Annotated in this window: 21 protein-coding genes; 10 read left to right on the forward strand and 11 right to left on the reverse strand. The window is 64.2% G+C overall.

The annotated features are described in order from the left end of the window. Positions 1-3: 3 nt before the first annotated feature. Together gfo6 and EYW42_RS05360 are read right to left on the reverse strand one after the other, a co-directional pair. Entirely contained in the window at positions 4-1,068 is a 1,065-nt protein-coding gene (gfo6, locus tag EYW42_RS05355) for a D-xylose 1-dehydrogenase Gfo6 (protein ID WP_135534227.1), read from the reverse strand. 151 nt (positions 1,069-1,219) lie between these two features. Continuing rightward, on the reverse strand, positions 1,220-1,648 hold the full coding sequence (locus EYW42_RS05360) for a hypothetical protein (RefSeq protein ID WP_135534228.1): 429 nt from the start codon (positions 1,646-1,648) through the stop codon (positions 1,220-1,222). A 344-nt stretch (positions 1,649-1,992) separates the two neighbouring features. Here EYW42_RS05360 and EYW42_RS05365 point away from each other — a divergent pair, with 344 nt between their 5' ends. After that, positions 1,993-2,814 carry a nucleoside phosphorylase gene (locus EYW42_RS05365; RefSeq protein ID WP_135534229.1) on the forward strand — a complete coding sequence of 274 codons (822 nt, stop codon included), beginning with the start codon at positions 1,993-1,995 and terminating at the stop codon, positions 2,812-2,814. A 370-nt stretch (positions 2,815-3,184) separates the two neighbouring features. Here EYW42_RS05365 and EYW42_RS05370 read toward each other — a convergent pair whose 3' ends face one another. Beyond that, complete coding sequence (locus EYW42_RS05370; protein WP_135534230.1) at positions 3,185-4,339, reverse strand: NAD(P)/FAD-dependent oxidoreductase; 1,155 nt, start codon at positions 4,337-4,339, stop codon at positions 3,185-3,187. 241 nt (positions 4,340-4,580) lie between these two features. Then, positions 4,581-5,114, reverse strand: a complete 534-nt coding sequence (locus EYW42_RS05375) for an Rrf2 family transcriptional regulator (RefSeq protein WP_135534231.1) — start codon at positions 5,112-5,114, stop codon at positions 4,581-4,583. A 226-nt stretch (positions 5,115-5,340) separates the two neighbouring features. Between EYW42_RS05375 and EYW42_RS05380 the strand changes: the two genes are divergently transcribed. Continuing rightward, a complete protein-coding gene (locus tag EYW42_RS05380) occupies positions 5,341-6,252 on the forward strand; it encodes an NAD-dependent epimerase/dehydratase family protein (RefSeq protein ID WP_135534232.1) in 912 nt (303 codons plus the stop codon). A 40-nt stretch (positions 6,253-6,292) separates the two neighbouring features. Next, positions 6,293-7,213, forward strand: a complete 921-nt coding sequence (rocF, locus tag EYW42_RS05385) for an arginase (protein WP_135534233.1) — start codon at positions 6,293-6,295, stop codon at positions 7,211-7,213. A 61-nt stretch (positions 7,214-7,274) separates the two neighbouring features. Here rocF and EYW42_RS05390 read toward each other — a convergent pair whose 3' ends face one another. The 3 genes from EYW42_RS05390 to gyrB all read right to left on the reverse strand — a co-directional run bounded on the left by EYW42_RS05390 (position 7,275) and on the right by gyrB (position 12,436). Then, positions 7,275-7,907, reverse strand: a complete 633-nt coding sequence (locus tag EYW42_RS05390) for a metallophosphoesterase family protein (protein WP_135534234.1) — start codon at positions 7,905-7,907, stop codon at positions 7,275-7,277. Between the two features lie 124 nt (positions 7,908-8,031). Next, a complete protein-coding gene (gene gyrA / locus EYW42_RS05395) occupies positions 8,032-10,521 on the reverse strand; it encodes a DNA gyrase subunit A (protein WP_135534235.1) in 2,490 nt (829 codons plus the stop codon). Position 10,522: 1 nt separating this feature from the next. Next, positions 10,523-12,436, reverse strand: a complete 1,914-nt coding sequence (gyrB, locus tag EYW42_RS05400) for a DNA topoisomerase (ATP-hydrolyzing) subunit B (protein WP_135534236.1) — start codon at positions 12,434-12,436, stop codon at positions 10,523-10,525. Positions 12,437-12,699: 263 nt separating this feature from the next. On the opposite strand from gyrB, the gene EYW42_RS05405 reads away from it, so the two are divergent. Further along, a complete protein-coding gene (locus EYW42_RS05405) occupies positions 12,700-15,138 on the forward strand; it encodes a DNA topoisomerase VI subunit B (RefSeq protein WP_135534237.1) in 2,439 nt (812 codons plus the stop codon). Next, positions 15,128-16,219 (forward strand): DNA topoisomerase IV subunit A, encoded by a 1,092-nt coding sequence (locus EYW42_RS05410; RefSeq protein ID WP_135534238.1) that lies wholly within the window; start codon positions 15,128-15,130, stop codon positions 16,217-16,219. Before EYW42_RS05405 ends, EYW42_RS05410 begins: the two co-directional genes overlap by 11 nt. Before the next feature lie 137 nt (positions 16,220-16,356). On the opposite strand, the gene EYW42_RS05415 is transcribed toward EYW42_RS05410, so the two are convergent. The 4 genes from EYW42_RS05415 to ligA all read right to left on the reverse strand — a co-directional run bounded on the left by EYW42_RS05415 (position 16,357) and on the right by ligA (position 20,361). Further along, positions 16,357-16,740 (reverse strand): hypothetical protein, encoded by a 384-nt coding sequence (locus EYW42_RS05415; RefSeq protein WP_135534239.1) that lies wholly within the window; start codon positions 16,738-16,740, stop codon positions 16,357-16,359. 77 nt (positions 16,741-16,817) lie between these two features. Beyond that, a complete protein-coding gene (locus EYW42_RS05420) occupies positions 16,818-17,795 on the reverse strand; it encodes a zinc ribbon domain-containing protein (RefSeq protein ID WP_135534240.1) in 978 nt (325 codons plus the stop codon). Positions 17,796-17,851: 56 nt separating this feature from the next. Continuing rightward, positions 17,852-18,610 (reverse strand): MBL fold metallo-hydrolase, encoded by a 759-nt coding sequence (locus tag EYW42_RS05425; RefSeq protein WP_135534241.1) that lies wholly within the window; start codon positions 18,608-18,610, stop codon positions 17,852-17,854. Positions 18,611-18,660: 50 nt separating this feature from the next. Beyond that, positions 18,661-20,361 carry an ATP-dependent DNA ligase LigA gene (gene ligA, locus EYW42_RS05430; RefSeq protein WP_135534242.1) on the reverse strand — a complete coding sequence of 567 codons (1,701 nt, stop codon included), beginning with the start codon at positions 20,359-20,361 and terminating at the stop codon, positions 18,661-18,663. Positions 20,362-20,520: 159 nt separating this feature from the next. Between ligA and EYW42_RS05435 the strand changes: the two genes are divergently transcribed. The 5 genes from EYW42_RS05435 to EYW42_RS05455 all read left to right on the forward strand — a co-directional run bounded on the left by EYW42_RS05435 (position 20,521) and on the right by EYW42_RS05455 (position 25,589). After that, entirely contained in the window at positions 20,521-22,092 is a 1,572-nt protein-coding gene (locus EYW42_RS05435) for a hypothetical protein (protein ID WP_135534243.1), read from the forward strand. Positions 22,093-22,153: 61 nt separating this feature from the next. Further along, entirely contained in the window at positions 22,154-23,164 is a 1,011-nt protein-coding gene (gene cofD, locus EYW42_RS05440; RefSeq protein ID WP_135534244.1) for a 2-phospho-L-lactate transferase, read from the forward strand. After that, positions 23,164-23,916: a tRNA-dihydrouridine synthase gene (locus EYW42_RS05445; RefSeq protein WP_135534245.1), complete on the forward strand. Its 753-nt coding sequence runs from the start codon at positions 23,164-23,166 to the stop codon at positions 23,914-23,916. Before cofD ends, EYW42_RS05445 begins: the two co-directional genes overlap by 1 nt. A gap of 255 nt (positions 23,917-24,171) precedes the next feature. Beyond that, positions 24,172-25,005, forward strand: coding sequence for a triphosphoribosyl-dephospho-CoA synthase (locus tag EYW42_RS05450; protein ID WP_135534246.1), 834 nt, complete (start codon positions 24,172-24,174; stop codon positions 25,003-25,005). Continuing rightward, positions 25,002-25,589 carry a DUF447 domain-containing protein gene (locus EYW42_RS05455; RefSeq protein WP_135534247.1) on the forward strand — a complete coding sequence of 196 codons (588 nt, stop codon included), beginning with the start codon at positions 25,002-25,004 and terminating at the stop codon, positions 25,587-25,589. Before EYW42_RS05450 ends, EYW42_RS05455 begins: the two co-directional genes overlap by 4 nt. The last annotated feature ends 8 nt before the right edge of the window (positions 25,590-25,597 follow it).

Here is a 25,597-nt window from a genome sequence, read left to right on the forward strand (position 1 = left end):
CTATCAGAGCGAGACCCTCGTGCCGGACTCGGCCGACTCGTACGCGCTCTCTATGATCCGGAGATCGGTCACTCCCTCGTTGCCGTCGGATTCGCACTCGTTGCCGTCGAGGAGACAGTCGGCGAAGTAGTCGAACTCCTCGCACACTTCGTCGACGGCGGGACCGGTGTAACTCGTCTCGGACTCCCCGCTCGCGATGACGACTCCCTCCGAAACGTGTCCGCCGAACGGCGAACGTATCACTATCTGGCCGTCCGTGCCGAGGATCTGCAGACGGCTGTCGTGGTGAGCGTTGAAACTCGCCGTACACGACGCCGTCGTTCCGGACGGGAACGCGAGCAGAAACGAGACGTGTTCCTCGACCCGGTCGAACGGTGGGCCGGACGAGACGGTTTCTGCCCACACGGACACGGGGTCGGCGTTCAGGAGGAACCGACTCGTGTTCAACGGATACACACCCAGGTCGATCAGTGCGCCACCGCCAGCGACGCCGGGATCGAGTCGCCACGAGTCAGCCCCGACGTTCGCGAGTAACTTCGACGAGAACCCGGCGTGGATCTGAACGGGGTCGCCGATGACCCCGTCACTGATCGCCTCTCTCATACGGCGGATCGCCGGTTCGGTTCGGAGGCGGTAGGCCGTCATCAGCACGACGCCGGCGTCGGCGCACGCGTCGACCATCTCACGTGCACCTTCTAACTCCGAAGCCAGCGGTTTCTCACACAGTACGTGCTTGCCGAATCTCGCCGCAGACACTGCGTATTCGCGGTGGTACGCCGGCGGGGTTGCGATGTACACCGCATCGTACATGTCGGTCTCCTCGCCGTCGTGAAACGCCTCGTATGAGATCGCTCGGTCGACACCGTACTCGCCGGCGAGAGCGGCCGCCTTGTCGGGCGACCCGCTGACGAGGACGGTTGCCTCGCAGAACTGCCCGTTCCGGATCGCGGGAAGCGCTCGATTGCGCGCGAACCCCCCGAGTCCGACCACCGCGATACGGACGGTACCGTCGTCGACCGTCTGCCAATCGCGCCGAGTGAAATTCTCGAAGTACGATCCCAGGTCCACCGCTCTATGTTGGACGTTCAGCGGCTAATGTGTTGGTCCTTGTCACACCGACCTGATACAACCGGGCCATGAACTACGATCTGACCGAGGGGTCGATATCGGTGGATCGTCTCTGTCGTCGTCGCGGTATGGCGTCACGTTGTTCGTCGGTTTACCCCATGTTCTGCCCGTACCGGGAATCAGAGGGGCTGTCAGCCGCCCCGTAAGAGGCGTCATCGGATGCGAGATCACGGGCGTACTCGGAGATCCATTCCCACGAGTAGTGGTCGGCGGCGTACACTGGGTCAGCGTCGTCGTCGACGATATCGTCGAGATACGTACCGACCGACCGCAGGTACTCTCCCGGGCCGCCGGTCACGTCGTCGGTTTGGACGATACCTACGGTTTCGTACTCCGTGTTCAGGACGGCGTCGCCGTTCTCTCGGCTCAGAATGCGGTTTTTCTCCATGACCTCGATGCGGTCGCCGCGCCAGTAGTGAGCGTGATGGTAGGCGTCGATACCGAGAAGGCGTTTACCCTGGAATTCGGTGGGGTAATCGGGTGCCTGTTCTCTTACGGGAATAGGGTCCTCGTCGAACATTTGAATACTGTCGGTTATACTCTGACTGTAGAGTATATCCTCTGTTCATTGGGAGGGGTTGCTCACGGATAAACACCACGCTCGAACAGCCGTGAGAAACCAGCCCGTATTCGGAGGTTATCGGGCGACTGCGTGACCGTTAGACCAGGCGTGCGTCATGGGTCTTACGAGAAGTACTGGGAACGTGACGAAGAGCCGATCCGGTCCACTCCCACTGTGGATACCGTCGGACGCATCTGTTTCAGACTGGGGACGCTCCGCTATCGTGTTCGAGTCAGCCGCCAGTGTACAGTTCCGCTCGAGGCCACCGGGCTATTTGTCCGTCCCCTGCGAACCTCCGGGCGATGCCAGGAGACAGCGAGGACCCGAACGAGGACGTACAGTACCATCTGGAGGTCGGGCCGGACGACGTCGCGAACGCTGTGTTGCTGCCCGGTAACCCCGAACGCGTCGACAAGGTCACGGCGCTGTGGGACGAGTCCGAAGAGAAGGGCTACCACCGCGAGTACCGCACCGCCACGGGCACCTACCAGGGCGCGCCGATAAGCGTCACCTCGACCGGTATCGGCAGTCCCTCCGCGGCCATCGCTGTCGAGGAACTGGCGCGCATCGGCGCGGACACGTTCCTCCGGGTCGGGTCCTGCGGGGCCATCCGGCCCGAAGCGGAGGTGGGCGACCTGATACTCACCACCGGCGCGGTCCGACAGGAGGGAACGAGCGACGAGTACGTCCGCGAGGACTACCCGGCCACCGCCGACCACGAAGTCGTCTCCGCGCTCGTCGCCGCCGCGGAGCGCCTCGGCTACGACTATCACACCGGGATCACCGCGAGCACCGACAGCTTCTACGCCGGGCAGGGCCGACCCGGGTTCGAAGGGTTCGAAGCCGCCGGCAGCGACGAACTCGTCGAGAATCTCAAGGACGCGAACGTGATGAACTTAGAGATGGAGGCGAGTTCAATCCTCACGCTCGCCAATCTCTACGGTCTCCGCGCCGGCGCGGTCTGTACCGTGTACGCCAACCGCGAGACCGGCGAGTTCCGAACCGAAGGCGAGTCCCGCGCCGCGGAAACCGCCTCGCTCGCGGTCAAACTGCTCGCACAGATGGACGAGAAGAAGGCAGAGGTGGGCGTCGATAGCTGGCACGCCGGGATGAGTTTGGACTAACGGCCTGTCTATCGTCGTTCGGCCGCGAGGAGCCGCTTCGCCGCGCGAAGCGTGTTCCGAGTCGGGGGAGGGTAGGCCGTCTTTGATGATTGTCCGCACGAGCGGAGCGGGGGCGGTGCACCGCGAGCTCCGGGGCGCGAGCGGACTTACGGGGATCGTGAATTTCCGTGATGCCAAGGATCGCTGATTCTCAAGTACGACGACTGAACGGAGCGAAGGAGGAGTGGTTTTGGTCGAGGGTTTACCGAGGACAACGAGCAGTCCGCCGCCCGCGGACTGTTCGTCACGCCGTGGTTCGAGACGGCTTCGCCGTCTCGTCATCGCGGAAATCACGGGAACGATTTCCGAACGACAACGCAAACGGTCGCGTTTACAGATCAGACCACGCCGTCATCGCACGCTTCCACGAAGTGATGTCGGCGATCCAGCGCGCGGCGATCAGCTTCTTCAGGTTCTCCGCGGGGAACGAGCCGAACGTGTTGATGGGCACGCCCATCACGTCGTGAGCGACGGCCTTGTCGCCGATCGAGATGACCGTTCCTTTGTCCTTGTGCGTCCAGCGCTTCATGGGCCGGTTTTCGATCGCTCGTGCGACGTTCTTGCCCGCAACTTCGGCGGCCTGCCAGGCGGCCTGGGCCGTCGGCGGAGCGGGGTTGTCGTTCTGCTCGATTATCGCCGAGTCGCCGATGGCGAACACTCGGTCGTCGCTGGTCTGGAACGTCGCGTCGGCGTTGACGCGGTTGTGCTCTTTCTCCAGGTCAGCGCCGTCGAGCGCGTCGCGACCGGTGATCCCGCCGGTCCAGAGGAACACGTCGTAGGAAAGCGGGTCGCCCTCGTCGAAGTGGATGGCGTCCTCGGTGGCCTCGACGATGGGGTCGTCGGTCATGATCTCGATGTCAGCCTCCTGAAGCCGCTTGCGGAGCGCACCCTGCACTTCGGGGTCGTTCCCGGGGAAGATCTCGTCGAGCGCTTCGACGAGGTAGATGTCGATCGGCGCGCGGTGTTCGTCGCGGAACTTCGCTATCTCGCCGGCGCTCTGAATGCCGGAGAGGCCGGCACCGCCGACGACGACCTTCGCGGGATCGTTCCGGGTAGCGTCCTTGGCGGCAGTTTTGACGGCCTGATGGACCTCCAGAGCGTCGTCAAGGCTCTTCAGCGTCAGGGAGTTCTCCCGCATGCCGTCGATACCGTAGTAGGCGGTCTGGCTGCCGAGCGTGACGAGTACGTAATCGTAGTCGATAGTGTCGCCGTCCGCCAGTTCGACCGTCTGGTCGTCGACGTGGAGGTCCACGACCTCGCTCTGAATGAAGCGGGTCGAGGGTGATTTTATCTCCTCGACGGGGATAGTGATGTTCTCCTGCACCGACGGATCGCGGATGCAGCGGTGTGATTCGTGGAGGACGAGGTGGTAGTCCGTATCCGAGACCCACGTTAGTTCTGTAGTGCTATCGAGTTCTTCCTCGAGTTGGTTGATAGCACCTGCACCGGCATAGCCTGCGCCGAGAACGACGACCTTCGCTGTCATGCGTCGAACTCGGGTATCCTCTGATACAAAGGCTTTGAAAGACGAATACCATTGATGCGTGGTACCATACGGCGGTTTTCCGGCGTAGCGCAGGCGCTACACTCCCCTCTCAGCGACGGGACAGAGGAGACGGGAGAAATCCGAGAGACGAGTTTCCGGACTCAGAGGAACTTGTAATTCAGTTCTGTAATTCGCCGACGCGAGGTCGGCGAACACCGGCATACAGTTACAAGGGCCCCCCTCAGTGGTCAGGGTCGCCAGCCGGAGCTTTCATGCCCTCGATACGAAGGATGAGAATGTTGCTGGTGTCGTCCTTTCCGTCGACGATGCCGTCGACGACGAGTTTCGAAAGCGGCGTCGGGCCGACGGTCACGGCGTCGCCCTCGTGGAAGTCCCGGACGGAACCCTGAAGGTGGATCTCCGCGCGGCAGAGTTCGGGGTGGTGAACGCTGCTGAGATCGATCTCTTCGACGTTAGCGTCTTCGACGGGTTCGCCCTCGTGCTGAAGCGGCACGGCCGCGGGCTCGTCCATCTGCTGGATCTCGAGCGCCTCGTACGCCGTCGCGGTGGGCTTGTAGCCGCCTTTCGGCCCGGGCACGCCCTCGACTAGCTGGAGCGCTTTGAGACTCTGCATCTGGTTCCGGATAGTCCCCGGGTTCCGGTCGACCTCCTCTGCGATGTCTTCGCCTTTGACGGCGTCTTCCGTCTCCCTGTGGAGATTAATAAGTGCGTTGAGAATTGTTTTCTGACTGGGCGTCAGTTCGATCGATGACATGCCGAAACCTTCGTAATTGATTTCCTTAAATCCGACGGAAAGCCCGTTCTTCGGGAAAATTGGCGGAGAACGGTCATCGGATCCGACTGATCGGTACCGGGCGGTCGCGGTAGTCTCTCCAGTCATTTCCCAAAGCGACACGTTACCGAGGAAACGGGCCGAACGGGAGACCTATCAGTGCGGTTAGAGCGATAGCCATTTGGCGGTGGCCGTCGGTTCCGCGAACATGAAGGAGAAACGTGTCCTCGTCACCGGCGGCGCAGGGTTTATCGGATCGAACCTGGCGAACCACCTCTCCGAGGACAACGACGTGACCGTCGTCGACAATCTCCATCTGGGGACGCCGCAAAACCTCGATGACGACGTGACGTTTCACGAAGCGAGCGTTATGGACGACGACCTACCGACGGACGTGGACGTCGTCGTCCACCTGGCTGCACTGTCTTCGAGGGCGATGCTCGAAGACGAACCCCGAACCGGTGCGCGGGTCAACGTGGAAGGGTTCGTGAACGTGGTCGAACAGGCGTACGCCGACGGCTGTGACACATTCGTGTACGCCTCCACCTCTTCCATCTATGACGATGACCTGCCGTCCAGCGAGGACGAGGCAGTCGCGGCCGACACCGGATACGACGCGTCGATGCTCTCCCGGGAGCGGTACGCGGAGTACTACAACAACTTCTACGACGATATCGCCGTCGCGGGGACGCGTTTCTTCTCCGTCTATCAGGGGTACGGCGGCGCGGAGGAACACAAGGGAGAGTTCGCCAACACCGTCTCCCAGTTCGCGGACCGAATCGCGAACGGCGAGTCCCCAGTACTGTGGGGTGACGGGACGCAAACCCGTGATTTCGTCCACGTCAGCGACGTCGTTCGGGCGATCGTCCGCATCGCAGAAGAACGTCTCGACGGCGTGTACAACGTCGGCACCGGCGAAAACTACACGTTCAGCGAAGTGATCGACCAGATAAACGAGGCCATGGGTACGAGTATCGAGCCGGAGTACGAGCCCGTTCCGCTGAAGAATTACAACTACCAGCAGCGCGCTGACGCATCGAAACTCCGCGAAGCGACGGGATGGGAACCCGCCGTCGATTTCGAGGACGGCGTAAGGATGGTCTGCGATCCCTACCGATGAGACCGCCGGATTTACTTTCCCCGCTCGGAGAGAGATCATCATGAACGATTCAGTACGTATCATCGGCGTCCCGGCCGATTACGGTGCGAACCGACGCGGCGTAGACATGGGTCCGTCTGCGATCCGATACGCGGGGTTGGCCGAGTCGGTGAAACGTATCAGAGGCGACTGCGTCGACGCCGGCGACCTCGCCGCACCGCGCGCGGAGGAACGAGACCCCGACCGGCGGGCCCCGGACACCGGCGACGCGAAGTTCCTCAACGAAGTCGAGGATATCAACCGTCGCCTCTCCGACGCGACGGCAGAGGCTATCGCCGACGGTGCAACGCCGCTGGTACTCGGCGGCGACCACTCCGTCGCTATCGGTTCGATCGGCGGCGCAGCGCGCGACGCAGAGGTCGGCGTCGTCTGGTTCGACGCCCACGGCGACTTCAATACGCCCGCGACCTCGCCCAGCGGCAACGTCCACGGAATGCCTCTGGCGGCCGCGCTCGGCCACGGCGAGATCGGTGAGATGGAGTGGGCACGCGCCGACGGACTGGCGGAGGAAAACGTCGCGATCGTCGGTCTCCGAAGCGTAGACGACGCGGAGAAGCGGGCGATCCGGGAGAGCGACGTCACCGCCTTCACGATGTCGGATATCGACGAACGCGGCGTCACCGACGTGGTAGAGGACGCCCTCGATGTCGCGACCGACGGCACGGACGGGATACACGTGAGCCTCGACCTCGACTGGCTCGACCCGAAGGAAGCGCCCGGCGTCGGCACACCGGTTAGAGGCGGAGTCAGTTACCGCGAGGCGCACTCCGCACTGGAGAAAGTCGCCGAACTCGACGAGACCGACGACGTGCTTCGCTCTCTCGAACTCGTCGAGGTCAACCCCATCCTCGACGAGCACAACGAGACGGCGGAACTCGCTGTCGAACTGGCGGCCAGCGCGCTGGGCGAGCGGATCCTGTAGCGGTTCATCGTCATATTCATTGGCTCGTTGTCCCCGTTCGCCCGCCGTCGAACTCGGCTGGTTACCCGTCAGCCGCCGAACCGGGCGTATCGTGTCGTTCCAGTTCGAGCGTCTCCGGGTCCATCGTGTAGTAACTCTCCCACACCGGTTCCAGCCCCACGAGCCGCGTGTCTTCGAACCGCCCCTCGGCGTGGCGGTGGTGGTGACCGACGAGACAGAGTACCGGGCGAAGCGCCCGCAGGATGTCATCGACGTGTGCGCACCCGCGCCCCATGAACCCCTGAGGCGGTTCATGTGTGAGGAACACGTCGACGTCGGACAGTTCAATCGCCGACCTGACGTCCTCGTGGGTGAAATGCCGCCGCCGGTCGCCGGAGAGTTCGTCGCGGGATTTCTCGTACCGCGTCGGCGCGTAGTTCCCGGAGAGGCCGGCGACGCGGAGGCCCGATACCTCAACCGCCGTACTCGCAAGCAGGCGAGCGTTTCGGTCGCCGAGCGTCGCGTTTTGCCGCATCGATTCGACGACATCGAAATCCTCGTTGTTGCCGGCGACGAAGTACGTCGGGACCGGCAGGTCGTAATACTCCAGGTCGCCGACGTGGAGTGCGACATCAGCGTCCGCGGCGTCATAAGCCGAGCGCAGCGCCTCGCGGTTCTCCGGGTCGGCGGCGTGTGCGTCACCGAGGACGAGCATACGGCTCCTACGGCCGCAGGTGGGATAATCGTCCGGCAAGCGCGTGGAGTACTACCCCCAGTGCGGGGTCGTGGACGTGCGCGAGTTGAGTGTGGATGGCTCCGAGAAAAGCGGCCGAGGCAGTCTACTCTTCGTTACCGCTCGACTCCTCGATACCGGATTCGTCGTCGCTACCGCCGGGAATGACGTCGACGCTAGCGACGCAGTCGCCCTCTTCTAAGTCCATCACCGTGACGCCCATCGTGTTGCGGCCGACCGATGACACGTCGGCTGCACGGGTCCGCATTATCTGTCCCCGGTCGCTCATGGCGACCAGGTCGTCGGCTTCGCTGACGGACTTGGCCGAGACGACGCCGCCGTTCCGGCCGCCGGTCTTGATGTCGATGAGGCCCTTTCCGTAGCGGGACTGCGTCCGGTACTCGGAGAGGGGCGTGCGCTTGCCGAACCCGTTCTCCGTGACGGTCAACAGAGCGCGGCCGTCGCTCTCGTCGGTGGCGACGAGGCCGGCAACCTGGTCGTCGCTGTCGAGTTTGATCGCGCCGACGCCGCGGGCGTTCCGTCCCATCTCGCGGACCTCGGACTCGTCGAAGCGGATGGTCATGCCGTTGCGCGTGGCGACGACGAGATCGTTCGTGCCGTCGGTCACGGCGACGTCTACCAGTTCGTCGTCGCCGTCCAGGTCTGCGGCGATGATACCCGTCGAGAGGATGTTCTCGAACTCGTCGCAGGCAGTGCGCTTGATATACCCGTCGCGGGTGACGGTCGTGACGCACTCGTTGCCGCCGAACTCGTCCGTGGCGACGACGGCGGTGATCTCCTCACCGTCGTCGAAGTCGATGAGATTCACCGCCGATTTGCCCCGAGCGGTCCGGCTCATCTCGGGTATCTCGTAGGTTTTCAGGCGATACACCTGGCCGTGGTTTGTGAAACAGAGCAGGTAGTCGTGCGTGTTCGCACGGAACACTTTCGAAACGCGGTCGCCCTCCTTCACGTCGACGCCGATGATCCCCTTCCCGCCGCGGTTCTGCGGGTCGAACCGGTCGACGGGCATCCGCTTGACGTAGTCGTCCTCCGTGACGACCACGACGACGTCTTCCTCGGGGATGAGGTCCTCGTGGGTGACGGTGCCGTGGTCCTCGACGATGCTCGTCCGACGGTCGTCGTCGTACTCGTCTTTGATCTCCTGCAGTTCCTCCTTGATGACGGCGAACAGTTCGCTCTCGTCGTTGAGGATCGTTTCGAGGCGCTCGATCCGAGCCTGCACCTCCTCGTACTCCGTCTCGATCTCCGTGGACTCCATCGAGGTGAGGCTGCCGAGTTGCATCCGGACGATGTGGTCGGCCTGGTCCTGCGAGAAGTCGTACGCCTCTATAAGCGCCTCCTTGGCGGCGTCTCGGTCCTCGGAGTTCTGGATTCGCTCGACGACGTCGTCGACGTTTTCGAGCGCTGTCAGTCGGCCTTCGAGGATGTGTGCGCGGTCCTCTGCCTCGGCGAGGTCGAATTCGCTGCGCCGGCGGACGACCTCCTTGCGGTGGGCAACGTACTCCTCTAAGGTCTCTTTCAGCGTCAGCACCTTCGGCTGGCCGTCGACCAGCGCGAGGTTGATGACGCCGAAGGTGGTTTCGAGGTGGTGTTCGAGGAGTTGGTTCTTCACGACGTCGGCGTTCGCCCCTCGCTTGAGTTCGATGACGATGCGGACGCCCTCGCGGTCGGACTCGTCGCGCAGGTCGCGGACGCCCTCGATCTTCCCCTCCTTGACGTCCTCGGCGATCCGCTCGACGATGCGCGCCTTGTTCGCCTGGTACGGCACTTCCGTGATGACGATCCGTTCGTCCTCCTCGACTTCGAACTCCGCTCGGACGCGGAGTCGGCCGCGGCCGGTCGCGTACGCCGAGTAGATGGCGTCGCGGCCGACGATGTTCGCGCCCGTCGGGAAGTCGGGGCCTTTGATGTGCTCCATCAGGTCCTCGACCTCGCAGTCGGGGTTGTCGATGAGGTGGACCGTCGCGTCGATCACCTCGCCGAGGTTGTGCGGCGGTATCTTCGTCGACATCCCGACCGCGATACCGGACGAACCGTTGACGAGCAGGTTCGGGAACGCCGAGGGGAGCACCTCGGGTTCCGTGAGGCGGTCGTCGTAGTTGGACTGGAAGTCGACGGTGTCTTTCTCGATGTCCTCCAGAAGCTCCTCCGAGATGGGGCTCATCCGGGCCTCGGTGTAACGCATGGCGGCCGCGGGGTCGCCGTCCATCGACCCGAAGTTCCCTTGGCCGTCGACCAGCGGGTACCGCATGGAGAAGTCCTGTGCCATCCGGGTCAGCGTGTCGTAGATGGGACCGTCACCGTGGGGGTGGTAGTCACCCATCGTCTCGCCCACCACGGACGAGGACTTACGGTGGCTGGAACCGCTGGTGACGCCCATCTCGTGCATGGCGTAGAGGATGCGCCGGTGGACGGGTTTGAGGCCGTCGCGGACGTCCGGCAACGCGCGTCCGGCGATGACGCTCATCGCGTAGTCGATGTAACTCTGCTCCATCTCGTCTTCGATGCGGACGCGGTCGACGCGCGCGGCGTCGGCGTCCACGTCCGTCGGGTCTGGCGCTTCAGAACTCATATTAGATATCCACCCACTCGGCTTCCGGCGAGTGCTCCTTGATGAACTGCTTTCGCGGTTCGACTGCATCGCCCATCAGCACGGAGAACATCTTGTCCGCGGCGGCGGCGTCTTCGATGTTTATCTGCTTGAGAACGCGGTTCTCCGGGTTCATCGTCGTCTCCCAGAGCTGATTGGGGTTCATCTCTCCGAGCCCCTTGAACCGCTGCACCTGCGTTGGGTTACCGTTGCATTTCTCCTCGATGATGCGGTCGCGCTCCGCCTCGGTCATCGCGTCGTACGTCTCGCCGCGGTAGCGGACGCGGTAGAGGGGCGGCTGGGCGGCGTACACGTACCCCGCTTCGATCAGGGGCTTCATGTGGCGGTAGAGCAGCGTGAGCAGGAGCGTTCTGATGTGCGCCCCGTCGACGTCCGCGTCAGTCATCATGATGATCTTCTCGTAACGGGCGTCCTCGATGTCGAACTCGTCGCCGATTCCCGTCCCCATCGCCGTGATCATGTTCCGGATCTCGTCGTTTTCCAGGATGCGGTCGAGGCGGTGTTTCTCCACGTTGAGTATCTTCCCGCCGAGCGGGAGGATGGCCTGGTTCTCAGGGTTCCGCCCCTGCTTCGCGCTCCCGCCCGCTGAGTCGCCCTCGACGATGAACAGTTCGGAGTCGCTGGGGTCTTTGGTCTGACAGTCCGAGAGTTTGCCCGGCAGTGCCGTGGAGTCGAGCGCGCTCTTCCGACGGGTTAGCTCCTCGGCCTTCTTCGCTGCCTTCCGGGCCTTCGCGGCCTCGACGGCCTTCGCGACGATGGCCTCGGCGGTGTCGGGGTTCTCCTCGAAGAACGTCCCGAGACCGTCGTGGATCGCACCCTCGACGATACCTCTGACCTCGCTGTTGCCGAGTTTCGTCTTCGTCTGTCCCTCGAACTGCGGGTCGGGGTGTTTGATGGAGATGACAGCCGTCAGGCCTTCCCGGATGTCCTCGCCGGTGAGGTTCTCGTCGAGGTCCCCGAGCAGGCCGTTGTCGTTGGCGTAATCGTTGACGATCCGGGTCAGAGCGGTCTTGAACCCGGTGAGGTGTGTCCCCCCCTCGCGAGTGTTGATGTTGTTCGCGAAGGCGTGGAGCGAACCCTGCAGTTCGTCGGTGGCCTGCATCGCCGCCTCGACCTGAATTCCCTCCTCTTCGTCCTCGAAGTAGATGATGTCCTCGTGGAGGGCGGTCCGCGTCTCGTTGAGATATTCGACGAACTCCTTGATTCCGCCTTCGTACCGGAACGTGTCTTCGGTGTCGTCGCGGTCGTCGCGGAGCGTGATCGCGACGCCCGAGTTGAGGAAGGCGAGTTCTCGGAGACGGCTCTCGAGCGTCGAGTAGGTGAAGTCGGTGTGTTCGAAGATGTCGTCGTCGGGCCAGAAGCGGATCGTCGTCCCGGTGTCCTCGTCGGGATCCATGTCCCGGACACGTTCGATCCCCTGTTCGGGTTCCCCGTGGTCGAACCGCTGGTTCCAGACGGCGCCGTCGCGTTTGACCTCGACTTCGAGCCACTTCGAGAGGGCGTTAACCACGCTGACGCCGACGCCGTGGAGGCCGCCGGAGACCTGATAGGATTTGTTGTCGAACTTCCCGCCCGCGTGGAGGACGGTCATGATAACTTCCAGGGCAGGCTTGTCGTGCTCCTCGTGGGTGTCGACCGGGATCCCGCGTCCGTCGTCGTGGATGCTGACGGAGTCGTCGTCGTGGATAGTGACAGTGATCTCGTCACAGTGTCCTGCCAACGCTTCGTCTATCGAGTTGTCGACGACTTCGTAAACGAGATGGTGCAACCCGCGAGAGTCCGTAGAACCGATGTACATCGCCGGGCGCTTCTGAACGGCCTGAAGGCCCTCCAGTACCTGAATCTGCCCGGCGCCGTACTCTGACTCCTCACTCATAAAATCTGTTTCCGTCTATGCCTCCGGGGGTCTTAAAAGTCACGTACGCGCTCGCGCGTGCGTGAGTCAGCTATATATCACGTTCTCGACCGTTCGGCCGCATCGGGGCACTCGGTGGCGCTCTGTGCGTTCGACCACTGGATCTATCGTCGGAAAGCGGGCCGTCGTCCGCTCTGAACGCCAGAGGGAACTGCTTCCGAACTTCACTTTCACCCCGGTAGCACACAGGTTTTAAACTCCCCACGTCTAAGTGGGGGCACAGAATGACCTCGTTCCAGTCGACACTCGGCGAGGAGTCGGAGATCGCAGAGGAGTTGGCCGAGAGCCAGCGCCAGATCTCCATCGCCGAGTTCTTCGAGAAGAACAAGCACATGCTCGGGTTCGACAGCGGGGCCCGAGGGTTGGTTACCGCCGTGAAAGAGGCCGTCGACAACGCTCTCGACGCGGCGGAGGAAGCGGGCGTCCTCCCCGACATCTACGTCGAGATCGAGGAGGTCGGCGACTACTACAAGCTCGTCGTCGAGGACAACGGGCCGGGGATCACGAAGGAGCAACTCCCCAAAGTGTTCGGGAAACTGCTGTACGGGAGCCGCTTCCACGCCCGGGAACAGAGTCGCGGACAGCAGGGTATCGGTATCTCCGCCGCCGTTCTCTACTCGCAGTTAACCAGCGGGAAGCCCGCGAAGATAACGAGTCGGACACAGGGTTCGAGCGAGGCCGAGTACTTCGAGCTGATCATCGACACGGACAACAACGAACCCGAGATCAGCGTCGAGGAGACCACCTCCTGGGACCGCCCGCACGGGACCCGGATCGAGATGGAGATGGAGGGGAACATGCGCGCCCGCCAGCAACTCCACGACTACATCAAGCACACTGCGGTCGTCAACCCCCACGCCCGCCTCGAACTCCGCGAACCGAAAGAGCACTTCAAGTTCGAGCGCGCGACCGACCAGCTACCGGACGAAACCGAGGAGATCCGCCCGCACCCCCATGGCGTCGAACTCGGCACCGTCCTGAAGATGCTGGAGGCGACGAACTCCCACTCTGTCTCCGGGTTCTTGCAAGAGGAGTTCACGCGAGTCGGCTCGAAAACCTCCGACAGCGTCATCGACAACTTCCGAGACCGCCACTTCGGTCGCGAGATGGCGTGGGAGCCGCCGCGTGACGGCGCGGATATAGCGGCCGCGGTCTCGGACGCCACCGCTAACAAGGGTGCCGACGCGACGGACGCCTTCGCCGAGGAGATAGCGGAGGCGCTCACCGACTACGACCGCGTCGCATACCATCAGATAGTCGAGACGGTTTCGGACGCCGCCGAGGCTGTCGGCGACGGGTTCGGCGTGACGTTCGGCTCGACGGTGCAGGAAAACGCCGTCGAGGCCGCCTGGGACGCGGTTCTTGGCGTGAGCGACGAAGCGGACGAGGACGTCCCCGACGGCCGGCGACGCGCCGACCTGTACGGACTCGTCGATGAAGCGACGAGCACGCGGAAAGACGACGCGACGGTCGAGTCGCTCGCCTCTCGGATCGCGAACCGCTTTCGTAACGACGAGGACGACCGCGACCGCCTGACGCACGACGAACTCGCCGAGTACGTCGACTGGGCGGCGGAGCGAACCGCCGAACGGGAGGACGCAAGCATCGGCGACACCGCGCGCGAGAACGTCGTCGAGGCCGTCTGGTCGGTGATGGAGCGCGTCCCCGACGAGGTGCCGAAGGTCAGCGACCTCGCCGATAACCGCGACGCGTCGAGCGAACTGCTCGACGCGATGCGCGCGACCGACATCATGGCACCGCCGACGAACTGCCTCGCGCCGATCACCGACGAACTCGTCGAAGCCGGCTTGAAAAAGGAGTTCGACGCGGACTTCTACGCGGCGGCGACCCGTGACGCCGAAGTCACCGGCGGTGACCCGTTCATCGTCGAGGCGGGCATCGCCTACGGCGGCGAACTCCCGACGGATGGCAAGGCCCAGGTGATGCGCTTTGCGAACCGCGTGCCGCTGGTCTACCAGCGGGGAGCGTGTGCGACGACGGACGTGGTCAAGGATATCGGCTGGCGGAACTACAATCTGGACCAGCCGGGCGGCAGCGGCATCCCGAACGGGCCGGTCGTCATCATGGTCCACATTGCCTCCACGAACGTCCCGTTCACCAGCGAATCGAAAGACGCCGTCGCCAACATTCCCGAGATCGAGGACGAGATCGAACTGGCTATCCGGGAGGCCGCTCGCGACCTGAAGAGCTTCCTGAAAAAGCGCCGCTCGATGGAGAAACGCCGGAAGAAACAGGACGTGCTGACGAACATCCTGCCGGAGATGGCCGAGAAGGTGTCCGACGTGACGGGCAACGAGCAACCGGACATCAGCGACGCGATGGCCCGGATCATGAACAACGTCCGGGTCGGACGCGACCTGAAGGAAAACGGCGACGGCCAGAAGGTGTCCGTCACCGTCGAGAACCACTCGAACGCGAGCGAGTCGCTGGAAGTGACGGACATCGTCACTGCCGAACCAACCGGCCTGTCGGACGGCGCGACCGCCGTCGAGATGGACGGCGAGTGGTTCGTCAAGTGGTCGGTCGACGTCGCCAGCGGGGACGACGCTACGCTCACCTACGAGACCGACACTGACGCATCGTTCGACCTCGACGTAGACGGGGTCGAGACGGAGAAACTGACTGTCAACAATGAGCACTGATACGAACGCCGACGCACGGGAACAACTGATCGAACTCGCCGCGGAGTTCTACGACCAGTTCGAGGAGGGCGACGTCCCGCAGATGACGCTGCCGACCCGGACGAAAAGCAACATCGAGTACGACGAGGACGAGAACGTCTGGGTGTACGGCGACCGCCAGAGCACGCGGTCGGCAAAGAGCGTCCGCGGCGCGCGCAAACTGCTGAAGGCGATCTACACGATCGACTTCCTCGCCGAGCAACTGGACGAGGACCGCTCGTCGACCCTGCGTGAGCTGTACTACCTCTCGGAGTCGTGGGAGACCGACGAAGCGCAGTTCAACAACCAAGACGAATCGAACCAGCTCATCGAGGACCTGGAGATCGTCTCAGAGGTAAAACGCGAGGACTTCCATATGCGCCCGGAGGAGTCCGGGGCCAAGGTGATGGGGCCGCTGCTCCTCCGCGAGCAGACGAACCGCGGCGACCGCGACATCCACTGCCAGAAAGACGTTGGCCAGGGCGGCTACCAGATCCCGAACAACCCGGACACCATCGAGTTCCTCGACAACGACGCGGAGTTCGTCCTCTGCGTGGAGACCGGCGGCATGCGCGATCGGCTGGTCGAGAACGGCTTCGACGACGAGTACAACGCGCTGGTCGTTCACCTCGGCGGTCAGCCCGCCCGAGCAACCCGACGGCTCATCAAGCGCCTGCACGACGAACTGGATCTCCCGGTCACGGTGTTCACTGACGGTGACCCCTGGTCGTACCGCATCTTCGGGTCTGTCTCCTACGGGTCGATCAAGAGCGCGCATCTCTCTGAGTATCTCGCCACGCCCGAGGCCCAGTTCATCGGCATCCAGCCGGAGGACATCGTGGAGTACGACCTTCCGACGGACCCGCTCGCGGACTCCGACATCAACGCGCTTGAGAGCGAACTCGAGGACCCCCGGTTCCAGACGGACTACTGGGAGGAGCAGATCGAACTGCAGCTAGATATCGGGAAGAAGGCAGAACAGCAGGCGCTCGCGTCACGTGGGTTGGATTTCGTGACGGAGACGTATCTGCCTGAACGACTCTCCGAGATGGGCGTTCTCTGAACGCGCATCGAGGCGTCGTTGAGGTAGAATGGAGGAACGACTCTCCGAGATGGGTGTCCTATAAGGAGACGCATCGAGCAGCGGTTTCGGAAGACTGTGAGCAACGACTGACCGAGCGAACGTTCTTCGAGCGCGTATCAACAGGAGACGGGACAGCCGCGGTCGATCCAGTTCTGAGTCGTTTCGATCACGTCGAACAGTTCCGCTTCGTTCTCGGTGTCGATGCTGACGAACACGCCCTCGTGCTCTCCTAACGGGAACTGGATGGACATCGCATCGTCCGTATCGTAGATGATCCGCCGCAGTTCCCCCACGTGCGTGAAGTCGGTGAGCCTGTTTTTACCGAGTGCGAGGACGATGATCTCGCGCCGAAGACGCTCGATATCCGACTGAGAGTACTCGTTCCGAAGTTCCTCGTCGAGGTAAATGTGTTTGTACTGGGTTTCTTCGTACACGAGAGCCATACGAAGTCTATCGTCGAGCGTCTCTCGAAGGTCGTCTACCAGTTCGAACCCACCCATAGTGAGCCGATCAACGCCGGGAACAATGAATGTTAACGTACATCATAGTATATATCTCAAACACATCCGGAACGTGTTTATTCCGTCTCGTAATCAGCTCTCGCCGCCTCTTCGTCCCGGATCTCGTTCGCGGCGTCGGTCGTGTGGTCGTGAGTGCGCCCGGACACACAGTCCCGACAGTACTCGTTCGTACCGCTCTCGTAGGTGTAGACGGGGACCCCGAAGACGACGAACTCGTCGCGGTAATCCCTCTCGACTCCCTCTTCGACCGGGTCGAAACAGACCGAACAGGGTCGTTCTCCCCCGCGAAGTACCGTCTCTTCCACGCGCTGGTGGCGGCCGAAGGTAGTGATGGGGTGTTCGCTCCGGACCCGCTCACGTACAGGCGGAATGAAATACAGGCCAAGGAGGAGCACGATTATCGCGCCAAAGAGAGCGGTTACACCGCTAGCTTCCGTGGTCGCAGCGACGCCAACGAGCGTCAGAAACACGCCAAAGACCCACTGAAACGTCGACCCGCTGGAGTCACCGCCGACGTCCGCATCCGTTATCGACCGGTTGGTCGTCGAACCACTGGCGTTAACGGTTCGGACGCCGCAGTGCGGACAGATATCGGCGCTGGCGTTTATCTCCGTCCCGCAGGACCGACAGAACAGTTCGTTGGAGATGGATCGCCCGCTTGAAGCCGTATCGTCGTACACGACCTGTCGGTCGACATCGACGAAGTATTTGTAGGCGGCGTAGGCGGCGTTGCCGATCCCGCCGGTCCACCAGACGGTAAAGAGCGCGATCATGACGTGGGTACCGACCGACCCGACCGACCGCCTGACGAGCACCGCGCCGTCGCTGTATCGGTCCTCGACTTCCCACCCCTGGGCCTGGAGGTTCATCAGACGGTGTTGGGTCGCGGAGTCGGTCGTCCCCGCGCCCATGTTCCGTTCGACGCCGCAGTCCGGACAGATAACTGCCTCGGAGTGGACCACTGCACCGCAACTCTGGCAGAACTCCTCGTCGGGTCCTGGGTCGTCTGCGCGTTCGGCACCGCCGTTGGTCATGTCCGGACGGTGGGCCGACGCGGGCTTATTTGTTCCGACGGATCGGCGAGCCGAGATTAGTCCCCCCGCGACTCGTCGAGGGCGACCGGAACGCCGCGGCTCGCGACGTCGGCGGCGAACGCCCGCGAGTCCGTTTCGAGCGCCTCGAACGTGTCGTAGTGGATCGGGATAGTCAGTGTCGGGCTGAGCGCCGCCGCCAGGTCAGCCGCGCTGTGGCGGTCCATGGTGAAACTGCCGCCGATAGGAGGGAGGAAGACGTCGACATCGAACTCCTCGTGGCCCGGGAGAACGTCCGTGTCGCCCGGCCAGAACACGCGAGTGTCGTCGATTGTGAGGTGGAATCCGACGCCGAACCCTTCGGGGTGGTACGGCTCCCCGTTCTCTCGGGTGTGCGGCCCGTCGGGATCGTTGTAGGCGGGGAGCGACCGGACGACCACGTCCGCGAACAGGTCGTCGTCGTGTTCCCCGACGCGGACTACCTCGCCCGGCAGGTCATCGAGTGACGCGACGTCGCGGTCTATCCCGGGGGGATACACCGCCTCGTACACCGCGACGGTCGTGTCGTCGTTCGCGACCCGTTCGATACCGTCGGAGTCGTAATGGTGGTCGTGGGTGACGCAGACGACGTCGGCGTCGCCGGGCACGTAGTCACGCGGTTCCGGGTGGGCGACACCCGGCGTGTCCGGTTCCCACTCGCCCGTGAGCACGCCGTACCGGCCAGGGTCCAGATACACTACCGTTCCGTCGCCGGACTCGATTCGGACGGTCGCGTAGCCGAGCCAGTCGATCGCGAGGCTCTCGACGGAGACTGTCATGTCCCCCGCTACTGCGGATCCGTGGAAAAGGGTTCGGCTATCGGACGGCGTTACTGTTGCTCGGCGAGGCGCTCGACGCGCTCCAGCGAGTCGGCGTCGGACGGGTCGACGTCGTCTCGGACGGCGACGAAACGGGGGAATCGCAGGGCGTAGCCCGAAGAGTAGGTCGGCGATTCCTGGATCTCCTCGTACCCAACCTCGAAGACGACTGCGGGTTCGAGGTCGATGTCCTGACCGTCCTCGGACAGAATGTGGGGTTCGAGCAGATCTGTCAGTTCCGCCAGTTCCTCGTCGGTGACCCCCGTCGCCACCTTTCCGAGCGTCTCGTAGCCGGCGTTCGTGACCGTTTCGCTGGCGTCAGCGCCGTTTTTACCCTCAGTCCGGGCGGAGAGCAAGAACGTGCCGAGGACGTTCGCGCGGCGGCCCTCCCCCCACTCCGCGCCGGTGACGACGAGATCCAGCGTCTCTACGTCGGGTTTGCGCTTCCGCCAGTTCCGCCCGCGACGGCCCGGGGAGTACGTCGATCCGGGGTTTTTCAGCATGATCCCCTCATGGCCGGACTCCAGCGAGTCCGTCTCGACCTCGGCTATCTCGTCCGGGTCGTCAGTAGTCCACAGTTTCGAGAGACCCTCGCTGCCGTCAAGCACGGATTCGAGGCGTTCGTGTCGCTCGGTCAGCGGCGCGTCGAGCAGATCGGTCCCGTCCGCGTGCAGGCAGTCGAAGAAGACCGGACGTACCTTGACCGCCTCGCGGGCGGCGGCGACGTCGTGTTTGCGCCGGAAGCGCCGCAGAACCTCCTGAAACGGGAGCGGATCGCCCTCGTCGTCGACGGCGACGACTTCGCCGTCGAGGATGACCAACTCGTCTACGTATTCGTCGGCGAACTCGACGACTTCCGGGAGCGCGTCCGTCACGTCCTCCATGTTCCGGGAGTAGACGCTGGTCTCGTCGGCGTGCGGGTCGTGATGTAACTGGACCCGCGCCCCGTCGAACTTCCACTCTACCGCCGCTTCCTCCCAGTCGTCTAGCGCGCCGCGGACGGTGCCCGTCTGGGCGAGCATCGACTGGACGGGCCGGCCGACCGCAAGGGTCATCGCGTCCAGTCCGTCGCGTCCTTCGTCCCGGGCGACGACAGCCACCTTGCCGAAGTCGTTGGACACCTGTAGCGCGCGTTCGACGGATTCCACCGGGATGTCGAACGCGCCCGCGATAGCGTCGCGGACGGTCCCCTCCCCGACGCCGATGCGCATCTCCGAGAGAACGATACGCGCGACGTAGCGTGCTTCCGCCGGGTCGCAGCGGTTGAACAGGCCGAACAGGCTGTCTATCTTCGTGTCCTGACTCCCGTCGCCCGAGACGGCGGCGAGCGACGCAAGTTCGTCGGCGACCTCGCCGACTGTCAGGCCGTCCTGCCCGCCGCCGCCGAACGCGTTGAGCCCCCGCTGGCCGCCGAACTCGTAGCTGGCGGCTACCTCGCCGATCTCTCCCCGTTCCGCGAGTCGGTCTTCCACGTCGTCAGCCGAGACGTTCCGCCCGGCGGCGCGAGCGATGGCCTCGTAGCAGTAGTTCGGCCCGATGTCGAGCGTCGTCGATTCCCACGCCGGAAAGACCCGACCCTGTACGAAGCGAGCGACTATCGGCAGGTCGTCGTCGGCCGCTCGCAGGAGGTCGGTGACGTGGTCGACGATAGCCAGGTCGGCAGGTTCGTCCTCTATCACCGCCGCGTAGCGGGCGAACTCGTCGAACTCCATCACTCCCTCGTACGGGAGCGGGCACGTAAACGGCGTGGATCGGGAGAGCCGTTGGACCGAGAACGGATGAGAGACGACCGGTCTATCCGTGCGAAGGAAGCCCGAATTAGCCCGGGGTAGCCGCGGGTTTCAAGGAAGTCCGAAGCACATGGACTCCGTATGGTTGGCGACCTGGCGGGCGCGGTTGACGATATCCTCGATGTCGATGCCCAGGCGTTTCAGGCGCGCGTCGAAGACGACGTCGACGTGATCGTCGAGGAGTTACGCGACGGGACGTTCGACAACCCGCAGGCGATTTTGGGTCTGGAATACGAGTTCTACGCGGTGTCGGAACCGCGGCCGGACGCCCGGCGAACGAACCCGGAAACGGAACCGGTCGACACCTGCTCGCTGATGCGGGTTCCCCGGCGGATGCTCGAACTCATCGGATTCGAGAAGGAACTCGGACTGCACAACGCTGAGATGACGGTCAGTCCGCAGCCCATGAACTCACACGGCATCGCCGCACAGGAGTCGGAGGTGAAAGCGCGCCTATCGACCGCGCTCTCGACCACCCGCGCCGAAGGGATGCGCCTGATCAGCGACGGTCTCTGGACCATCCCGCCCGAAGGCGAGACGGCCCGTTCGTATCTCACGGACAGCGTCGAGGACCGCGGAATTCGGATCGCGTCGAACATGAGCGACTCGGTGCGATACCACGCGATGGCGAACACCGACCGCGCCGACGCCGCGGGGATGCGTCTCGACGCACCACACGTGACGCTCGACGCGGACACCGTGATGCCGGAGAGCCTGATCACCTCGATCCAGCCGCACTATCAGGTCCCGCAGGCGGTCGACCTGCCGGAGTATTTCCGGTACGCGCTCCGCATCGCGGGCCCGGTGCTCGCTCTCGGCGTCAACTCCCCGTTTTTCCCGCCGGACCTGTACGACGAGGACGCTGATCCCGAATCCATCCTCGCCGATGCGTGGATGGAACACCGTATTAACGCGTTCGAGACGGTGCTGAACGCCGAACACGACACGGCGGGGAAGGTGCGGTTCCCGCACGATATCGACAGCGTTGAGGGGGCCGTCAGACGCGTCGCCGAAGACGACACGTTCGTCCCGATGCCAGTCGCAGAGGGCGACCGGTTCGACGACAAGTTCGCGCACTTCCGACTGAAACACGGGACGTTCTGGCGGTGGGTCCGCCCGGTGTTCGGCGGCCCGGACCGGTCCTCGGCCAACGCTCGGATCGAGTTTCGGCCGGTCCCCGCCCAGCCGACGGTTCGGGACTCCATCTCCGTCCTCGCGATGTTCGCCGGACTCATGGAGAGCCTGCCGCGGCTGGAACACCCCGTCTCGGACCAGGACTGGGCCATCGCCCGAGACAACTTCTACGCCGCCATGCGGGACGGTCTGGACGCCGACCTCCGCTGGATCACGAACGACGGTCACGAGACGCAGGCGTACGACGACATCTACGCCGACCTGTTCGACCACGCCGAAGCGGGCCTGCAGTCGCGCGGTCTCTCCGACGAAGAAGTCGCGAAGTACCTCTGGCCGCTCCGCCAGCGCGCGCGCCATCGGCTGACGCCCGCCGGATGGAAACACGAACAGGTGCGCGAGCGGCTATCCGACGGGTCGACGTTCGAGGAGGCCGTCTACGGGATGCAGCGCCGCTACATCGACCGCCAGCGCGACACGCTGATCGACGGGAGCTTCGCTGACTGGGTCGACGACCGCTGAACCGGATGATACGCGGATGTGGCCGGAAACGATTAGGCACCTCCGTGAAATATCGGGACGTATGGTCACGTTTCTCTCCGGTGGCACTGGAACGCCGAAGCTCCTCGACGGTGCCGCGGCCGCGTTCTCCCCGGACGACACGACAGTTATCGCGAACACGGGTGACGACGTCGAACTCGGCGGTCTCATCGTCTGCCCTGACCTCGATACGCTCCTGTTTCAGGGCGCTGGCATTCTCGACAGGGAATCGTGGTGGGGTATCGGCGGCGACACCGAACGGACGAACTCGGCGCTCGACGACCTCGCGAGCGCGTTCGACCTCGAAACGGGGCCGCACTTCCTCGACGACGAGTTACAGACCGAGGGGCGGCCGCTCGCGGCGTGGCGACGGTTCTCCGGCGTCGCGGAGTTCATGACTATCGGCGACCGGGACCGCGCGTTCCACATCACCCGGACCAGTCTACTGGACCAGGGCCAGAGCCTCTCGGAGGTGACACAGACGTTTGCGGACGGCTTCGACCTCTCCGTCGACCTGCTGCCGATGAGCGACGACCCGGTCGCGAGCCTCATCCACACGCCCATGGGGAAGATGCACTTCCAGGAGTACTGGGTCGCCCACGGGGCCGAACCGGAGATCGAACAGGTCGAGTTCCGCGGCGCGTCCTCGGCGGAACCCGCGCCGGGCGTGCTCGACGCGCTCGAAGACGACGTCGTGATCGGCCCGTCGAACCCGGTGACCAGCATCGGCCCGATGCTATCGATCCAGGGTATCGGACAGAAGCTTCAGGAAGCGACCGTCGTCGCCGTCTCGCCGTTCGTCGGAGACGAACTGTTCTCCGGCCCGGCGGGGAAGCTCATGGAGGCGGTCGGTGGCGAGGCGTCGACTGCCGGTCTCGAAACGGCGTACCCCTTCGCCGACGCGTTCGTCCTCGACGAGGACGACGCAACGGAGTTCGAGCAACCGGTCGTCCGGACCAACACGGAGATGAACGATCCGGAAGACTCCGCCCGCGTCGCCAGGGCCGCGGCGGAGGCGCTGGAGGAAGCAAAGGCCCTGGAGGAGGCACCGTAGTGTTCACCCCCCGTATCGCGCTGGCCAGTCTCAGCGGCGAGTCGGACGCCGCGTGGGCGCGGGCCGTCGAGGATCATGCCGGGGCGGCGTTTCTGGGCGGCATCGCACTGGACGACGCCGCCCGCGACGCCGCCCGCGAGATAGTGCGGGACCGCGACCGCAACGAGTTCCTGCCGACCGACCCGTACGTGTTCATGGACGAGCACCTCGCTGCGCTGGACGACGCGCCGCTCCGGCCCGGGTTCAACGTCAGAAGCTCGACCGCCGAGCCCGTTCGAAGGGCCGCCGCGATCTGTGCCGACCACGACGCTGTCATCGAGATAAACGCCCACTGCCGGCAGGCGGAACTCTGCGACGCGGGCTGTGGCCAGACGCTCCTCCGGGACGCGGATAGGCTCTGTAGGTACGTCCGGACCGCGTCCGAAACGGGCACAGCGGTGAGCGTAAAGGTGCGAACCGAAGTCGCTGGCGTCGACCTGCCGACGACCGCCCGACGCCTCGACGAGGCGGGCGCAGATATCGTCCACGTGGACGCGATGGACTCCGAGGGCGTCGTCGCGGACATCGCCGACGCGACCGACGCGTTCGTCGTCGCTAACAACGGCGTCCGCGACCGGGAGACGGCAGTCGAATATCTGGAGTACGGCGCGGACGCGGTGAGCGTCGGGCGGCCGAGCGACGACTCGGAAGTGCTGTCGCGGGTTCGGACGGCGGTGGAGGACTGGTTTTCCGCGAGCGCCGTTCAGTCGTGATTTCGGACGGGACGCGCGGCCGATAGTCGCCAGTGACAGTCATTGTACACTCGATCACCTGCTATCGGACGGTCAATATGAGCCGTTTCACTGGCTACTACGGTGTCTGCAGGACGGATAGCCCAGTGTCTCTCAGGCCAGGACAACTCGACTCCGAATACCGTAGCAGTACGTTATACTTCCAGCCTCTCCGGCGGCACTGTTTGGCGGGGACAGCCGACAGTATAAGTAGTCGCACGGGAAAACGCTCATGCCATGAGAACGCCCGCGCAGAACGCGGAACTCGCACTCTTGCTCGAAGTAGCGGGAACGCCGAAGCCCGGAAACGTCGACCGCGAGCGGGAGTACCATGACCTCCGGTTCGAACATTTCCTTGCGGGTGCGGTCGGTGCCCGCCCCGGACTCGAAGAGGCGGCCGACGGCGCGCCAGTCGGCGAAGCGTTCGAGCGGGCGGTCCGCGGGATGAGCGACCAGAGCGGCGGTAACACGCAGTTCGGCGCGCTCTTGCTTCTCACCCCCCTGGTCCGGACCGCCGACGCCCTGTCGCCCGAGAACGCCGCCGCCGTCGCCGGAGACACGACCGTCGAAGACGCCGCGAACTTCTACCGCGCGTTCGACCACGTGGACGTGTACGCCGGCGATCTGCCGGACGACGCGGACGCCCTCGACGTCCGCAGAGGAAGCGATGCCGTCCCAGATATCCGGGACCGCGGACTCACCCTCTACGACGTGATGGCGGAGAGCGCCGACTACGACGGTGTCGCCCGGGAGTGGGTCGACGGCTTCGAGCGCACGTTCCGCGCCGCAGACCGCATCGCCGACGCCGACGGACCCGTGTCGGCCCGCGCGGCAGACACGTTCCTGTGGATGCTCTCGCGGGAACCAGACACGTTCGTCGCCAAGCAACACGGCACGGAGGCGGCGCGGAGCGTCATGGTACGCGCACAGGAGGCCCGCGAGGACGGTCCCGCGCTCGTCGACGCGTTCGCCGAATCGCTGGTCGAGTCCGGCGTCAACCCGGGGACGACCGCCGACCTCACCGCCGCGGCGCTGTTCGTCGCACTGGAACGCAACGAGGTCGAGGTATGAGCGACCCCTGGCCCGTCGAACTCCGGGGGGTCACGGAGTCGCTCGTGACCACGCTCGGCCCGAACGACCGCTGGAACGTCGCGGCGCTCGGCCTTCACGCCGGTGACCCGGTGACGGCGACGACGTGGGGCGACACTCGAACGCGCCGGAACTTCCACCGGCAGGGCGGCGGCTACGTCCAGTTTTCCCGCGACCCCGAGACGTTCGTCGAGGCCGCGCTCTCGATTCACGAGGTCGACGGTCCCGTACTCGACAGTGCAGACGCGTGGGCCGAGGTGACAGCGAACCGATCGGACGCGGGCGACGACGGCGACACGCGCTGGGAGACGTGGGAACTCAGGCCGGCGGACTCCGGCGTCGAGCGCGAGACCGTTCCGACGACCAACCGCGGCTACTACGCCGTCATCGAGGCGACCGTCGCGGCGTCGCGACTGGACGTCGACGCCTATGATACCGCCGCCCTCCGGGACCGACTCGCGTACTTCGAGGAGGTCGTCGAAACCTGCGGCGGCGACCGCGAACGGGCCGCGTTCGAGCGCATGACGGAACTCTCCGGGTGGAAATCGGAGAACGAATCCTTTTAGGGCCAGTC

The sequence above is a fragment of the Halostella pelagica genome, assembly GCF_004762015.1.
GTDB classification, from domain to species: Archaea; Halobacteriota; Halobacteria; order Halobacteriales; family Natronoarchaeaceae; genus Halostella; species Halostella pelagica.

Excerpts from the sequence above, each read along its gene's own strand:
- EYW42_RS05360 (WP_135534228.1), bottom strand. The coding sequence starts at position 1,648 with ATGTTCGACGAGGACCCTATTCCCGTAAGAGAACAGGCACCCGATTAC.
- EYW42_RS05365 (WP_135534229.1), top strand. The coding sequence starts at position 1,993 with ATGCCAGGAGACAGCGAGGACCCGAACGAGGACGTACAGTACCATCTG.
- EYW42_RS05370 (WP_135534230.1), bottom strand. The coding sequence starts at position 4,339 with ATGACAGCGAAGGTCGTCGTTCTCGGCGCAGGCTATGCCGGTGCAGGT.
- EYW42_RS05375 (WP_135534231.1), bottom strand. The coding sequence starts at position 5,114 with ATGTCATCGATCGAACTGACGCCCAGTCAGAAAACAATTCTCAACGCA.
- EYW42_RS05380 (WP_135534232.1), top strand. The coding sequence starts at position 5,341 with ATGAAGGAGAAACGTGTCCTCGTCACCGGCGGCGCAGGGTTTATCGGA.
- rocF (WP_135534233.1), top strand. The coding sequence starts at position 6,293 with ATGAACGATTCAGTACGTATCATCGGCGTCCCGGCCGATTACGGTGCG.
- EYW42_RS05390 (WP_135534234.1), bottom strand. The coding sequence starts at position 7,907 with ATGCTCGTCCTCGGTGACGCACACGCCGCCGACCCGGAGAACCGCGAG.
- gyrA (WP_135534235.1), bottom strand. The coding sequence starts at position 10,521 with ATGAGTTCTGAAGCGCCAGACCCGACGGACGTGGACGCCGACGCCGCG.
- gyrB (WP_135534236.1), bottom strand. The coding sequence starts at position 12,436 with ATGAGTGAGGAGTCAGAGTACGGCGCCGGGCAGATTCAGGTACTGGAG.
- EYW42_RS05405 (WP_135534237.1), top strand. The coding sequence starts at position 12,700 with ATGACCTCGTTCCAGTCGACACTCGGCGAGGAGTCGGAGATCGCAGAG.
- EYW42_RS05410 (WP_135534238.1), top strand. The coding sequence starts at position 15,128 with ATGAGCACTGATACGAACGCCGACGCACGGGAACAACTGATCGAACTC.
- EYW42_RS05415 (WP_135534239.1), bottom strand. The coding sequence starts at position 16,740 with ATGGGTGGGTTCGAACTGGTAGACGACCTTCGAGAGACGCTCGACGAT.
- EYW42_RS05420 (WP_135534240.1), bottom strand. The coding sequence starts at position 17,795 with ATGACCAACGGCGGTGCCGAACGCGCAGACGACCCAGGACCCGACGAG.
- EYW42_RS05425 (WP_135534241.1), bottom strand. The coding sequence starts at position 18,610 with ATGACAGTCTCCGTCGAGAGCCTCGCGATCGACTGGCTCGGCTACGCG.
- ligA (WP_135534242.1), bottom strand. The coding sequence starts at position 20,361 with ATGGAGTTCGACGAGTTCGCCCGCTACGCGGCGGTGATAGAGGACGAA.
- EYW42_RS05435 (WP_135534243.1), top strand. The coding sequence starts at position 20,521 with ATGGTTGGCGACCTGGCGGGCGCGGTTGACGATATCCTCGATGTCGAT.
- cofD (WP_135534244.1), top strand. The coding sequence starts at position 22,154 with ATGGTCACGTTTCTCTCCGGTGGCACTGGAACGCCGAAGCTCCTCGAC.
- EYW42_RS05450 (WP_135534246.1), top strand. The coding sequence starts at position 24,172 with ATGAGAACGCCCGCGCAGAACGCGGAACTCGCACTCTTGCTCGAAGTA.
- EYW42_RS05455 (WP_135534247.1), top strand. The coding sequence starts at position 25,002 with ATGAGCGACCCCTGGCCCGTCGAACTCCGGGGGGTCACGGAGTCGCTC.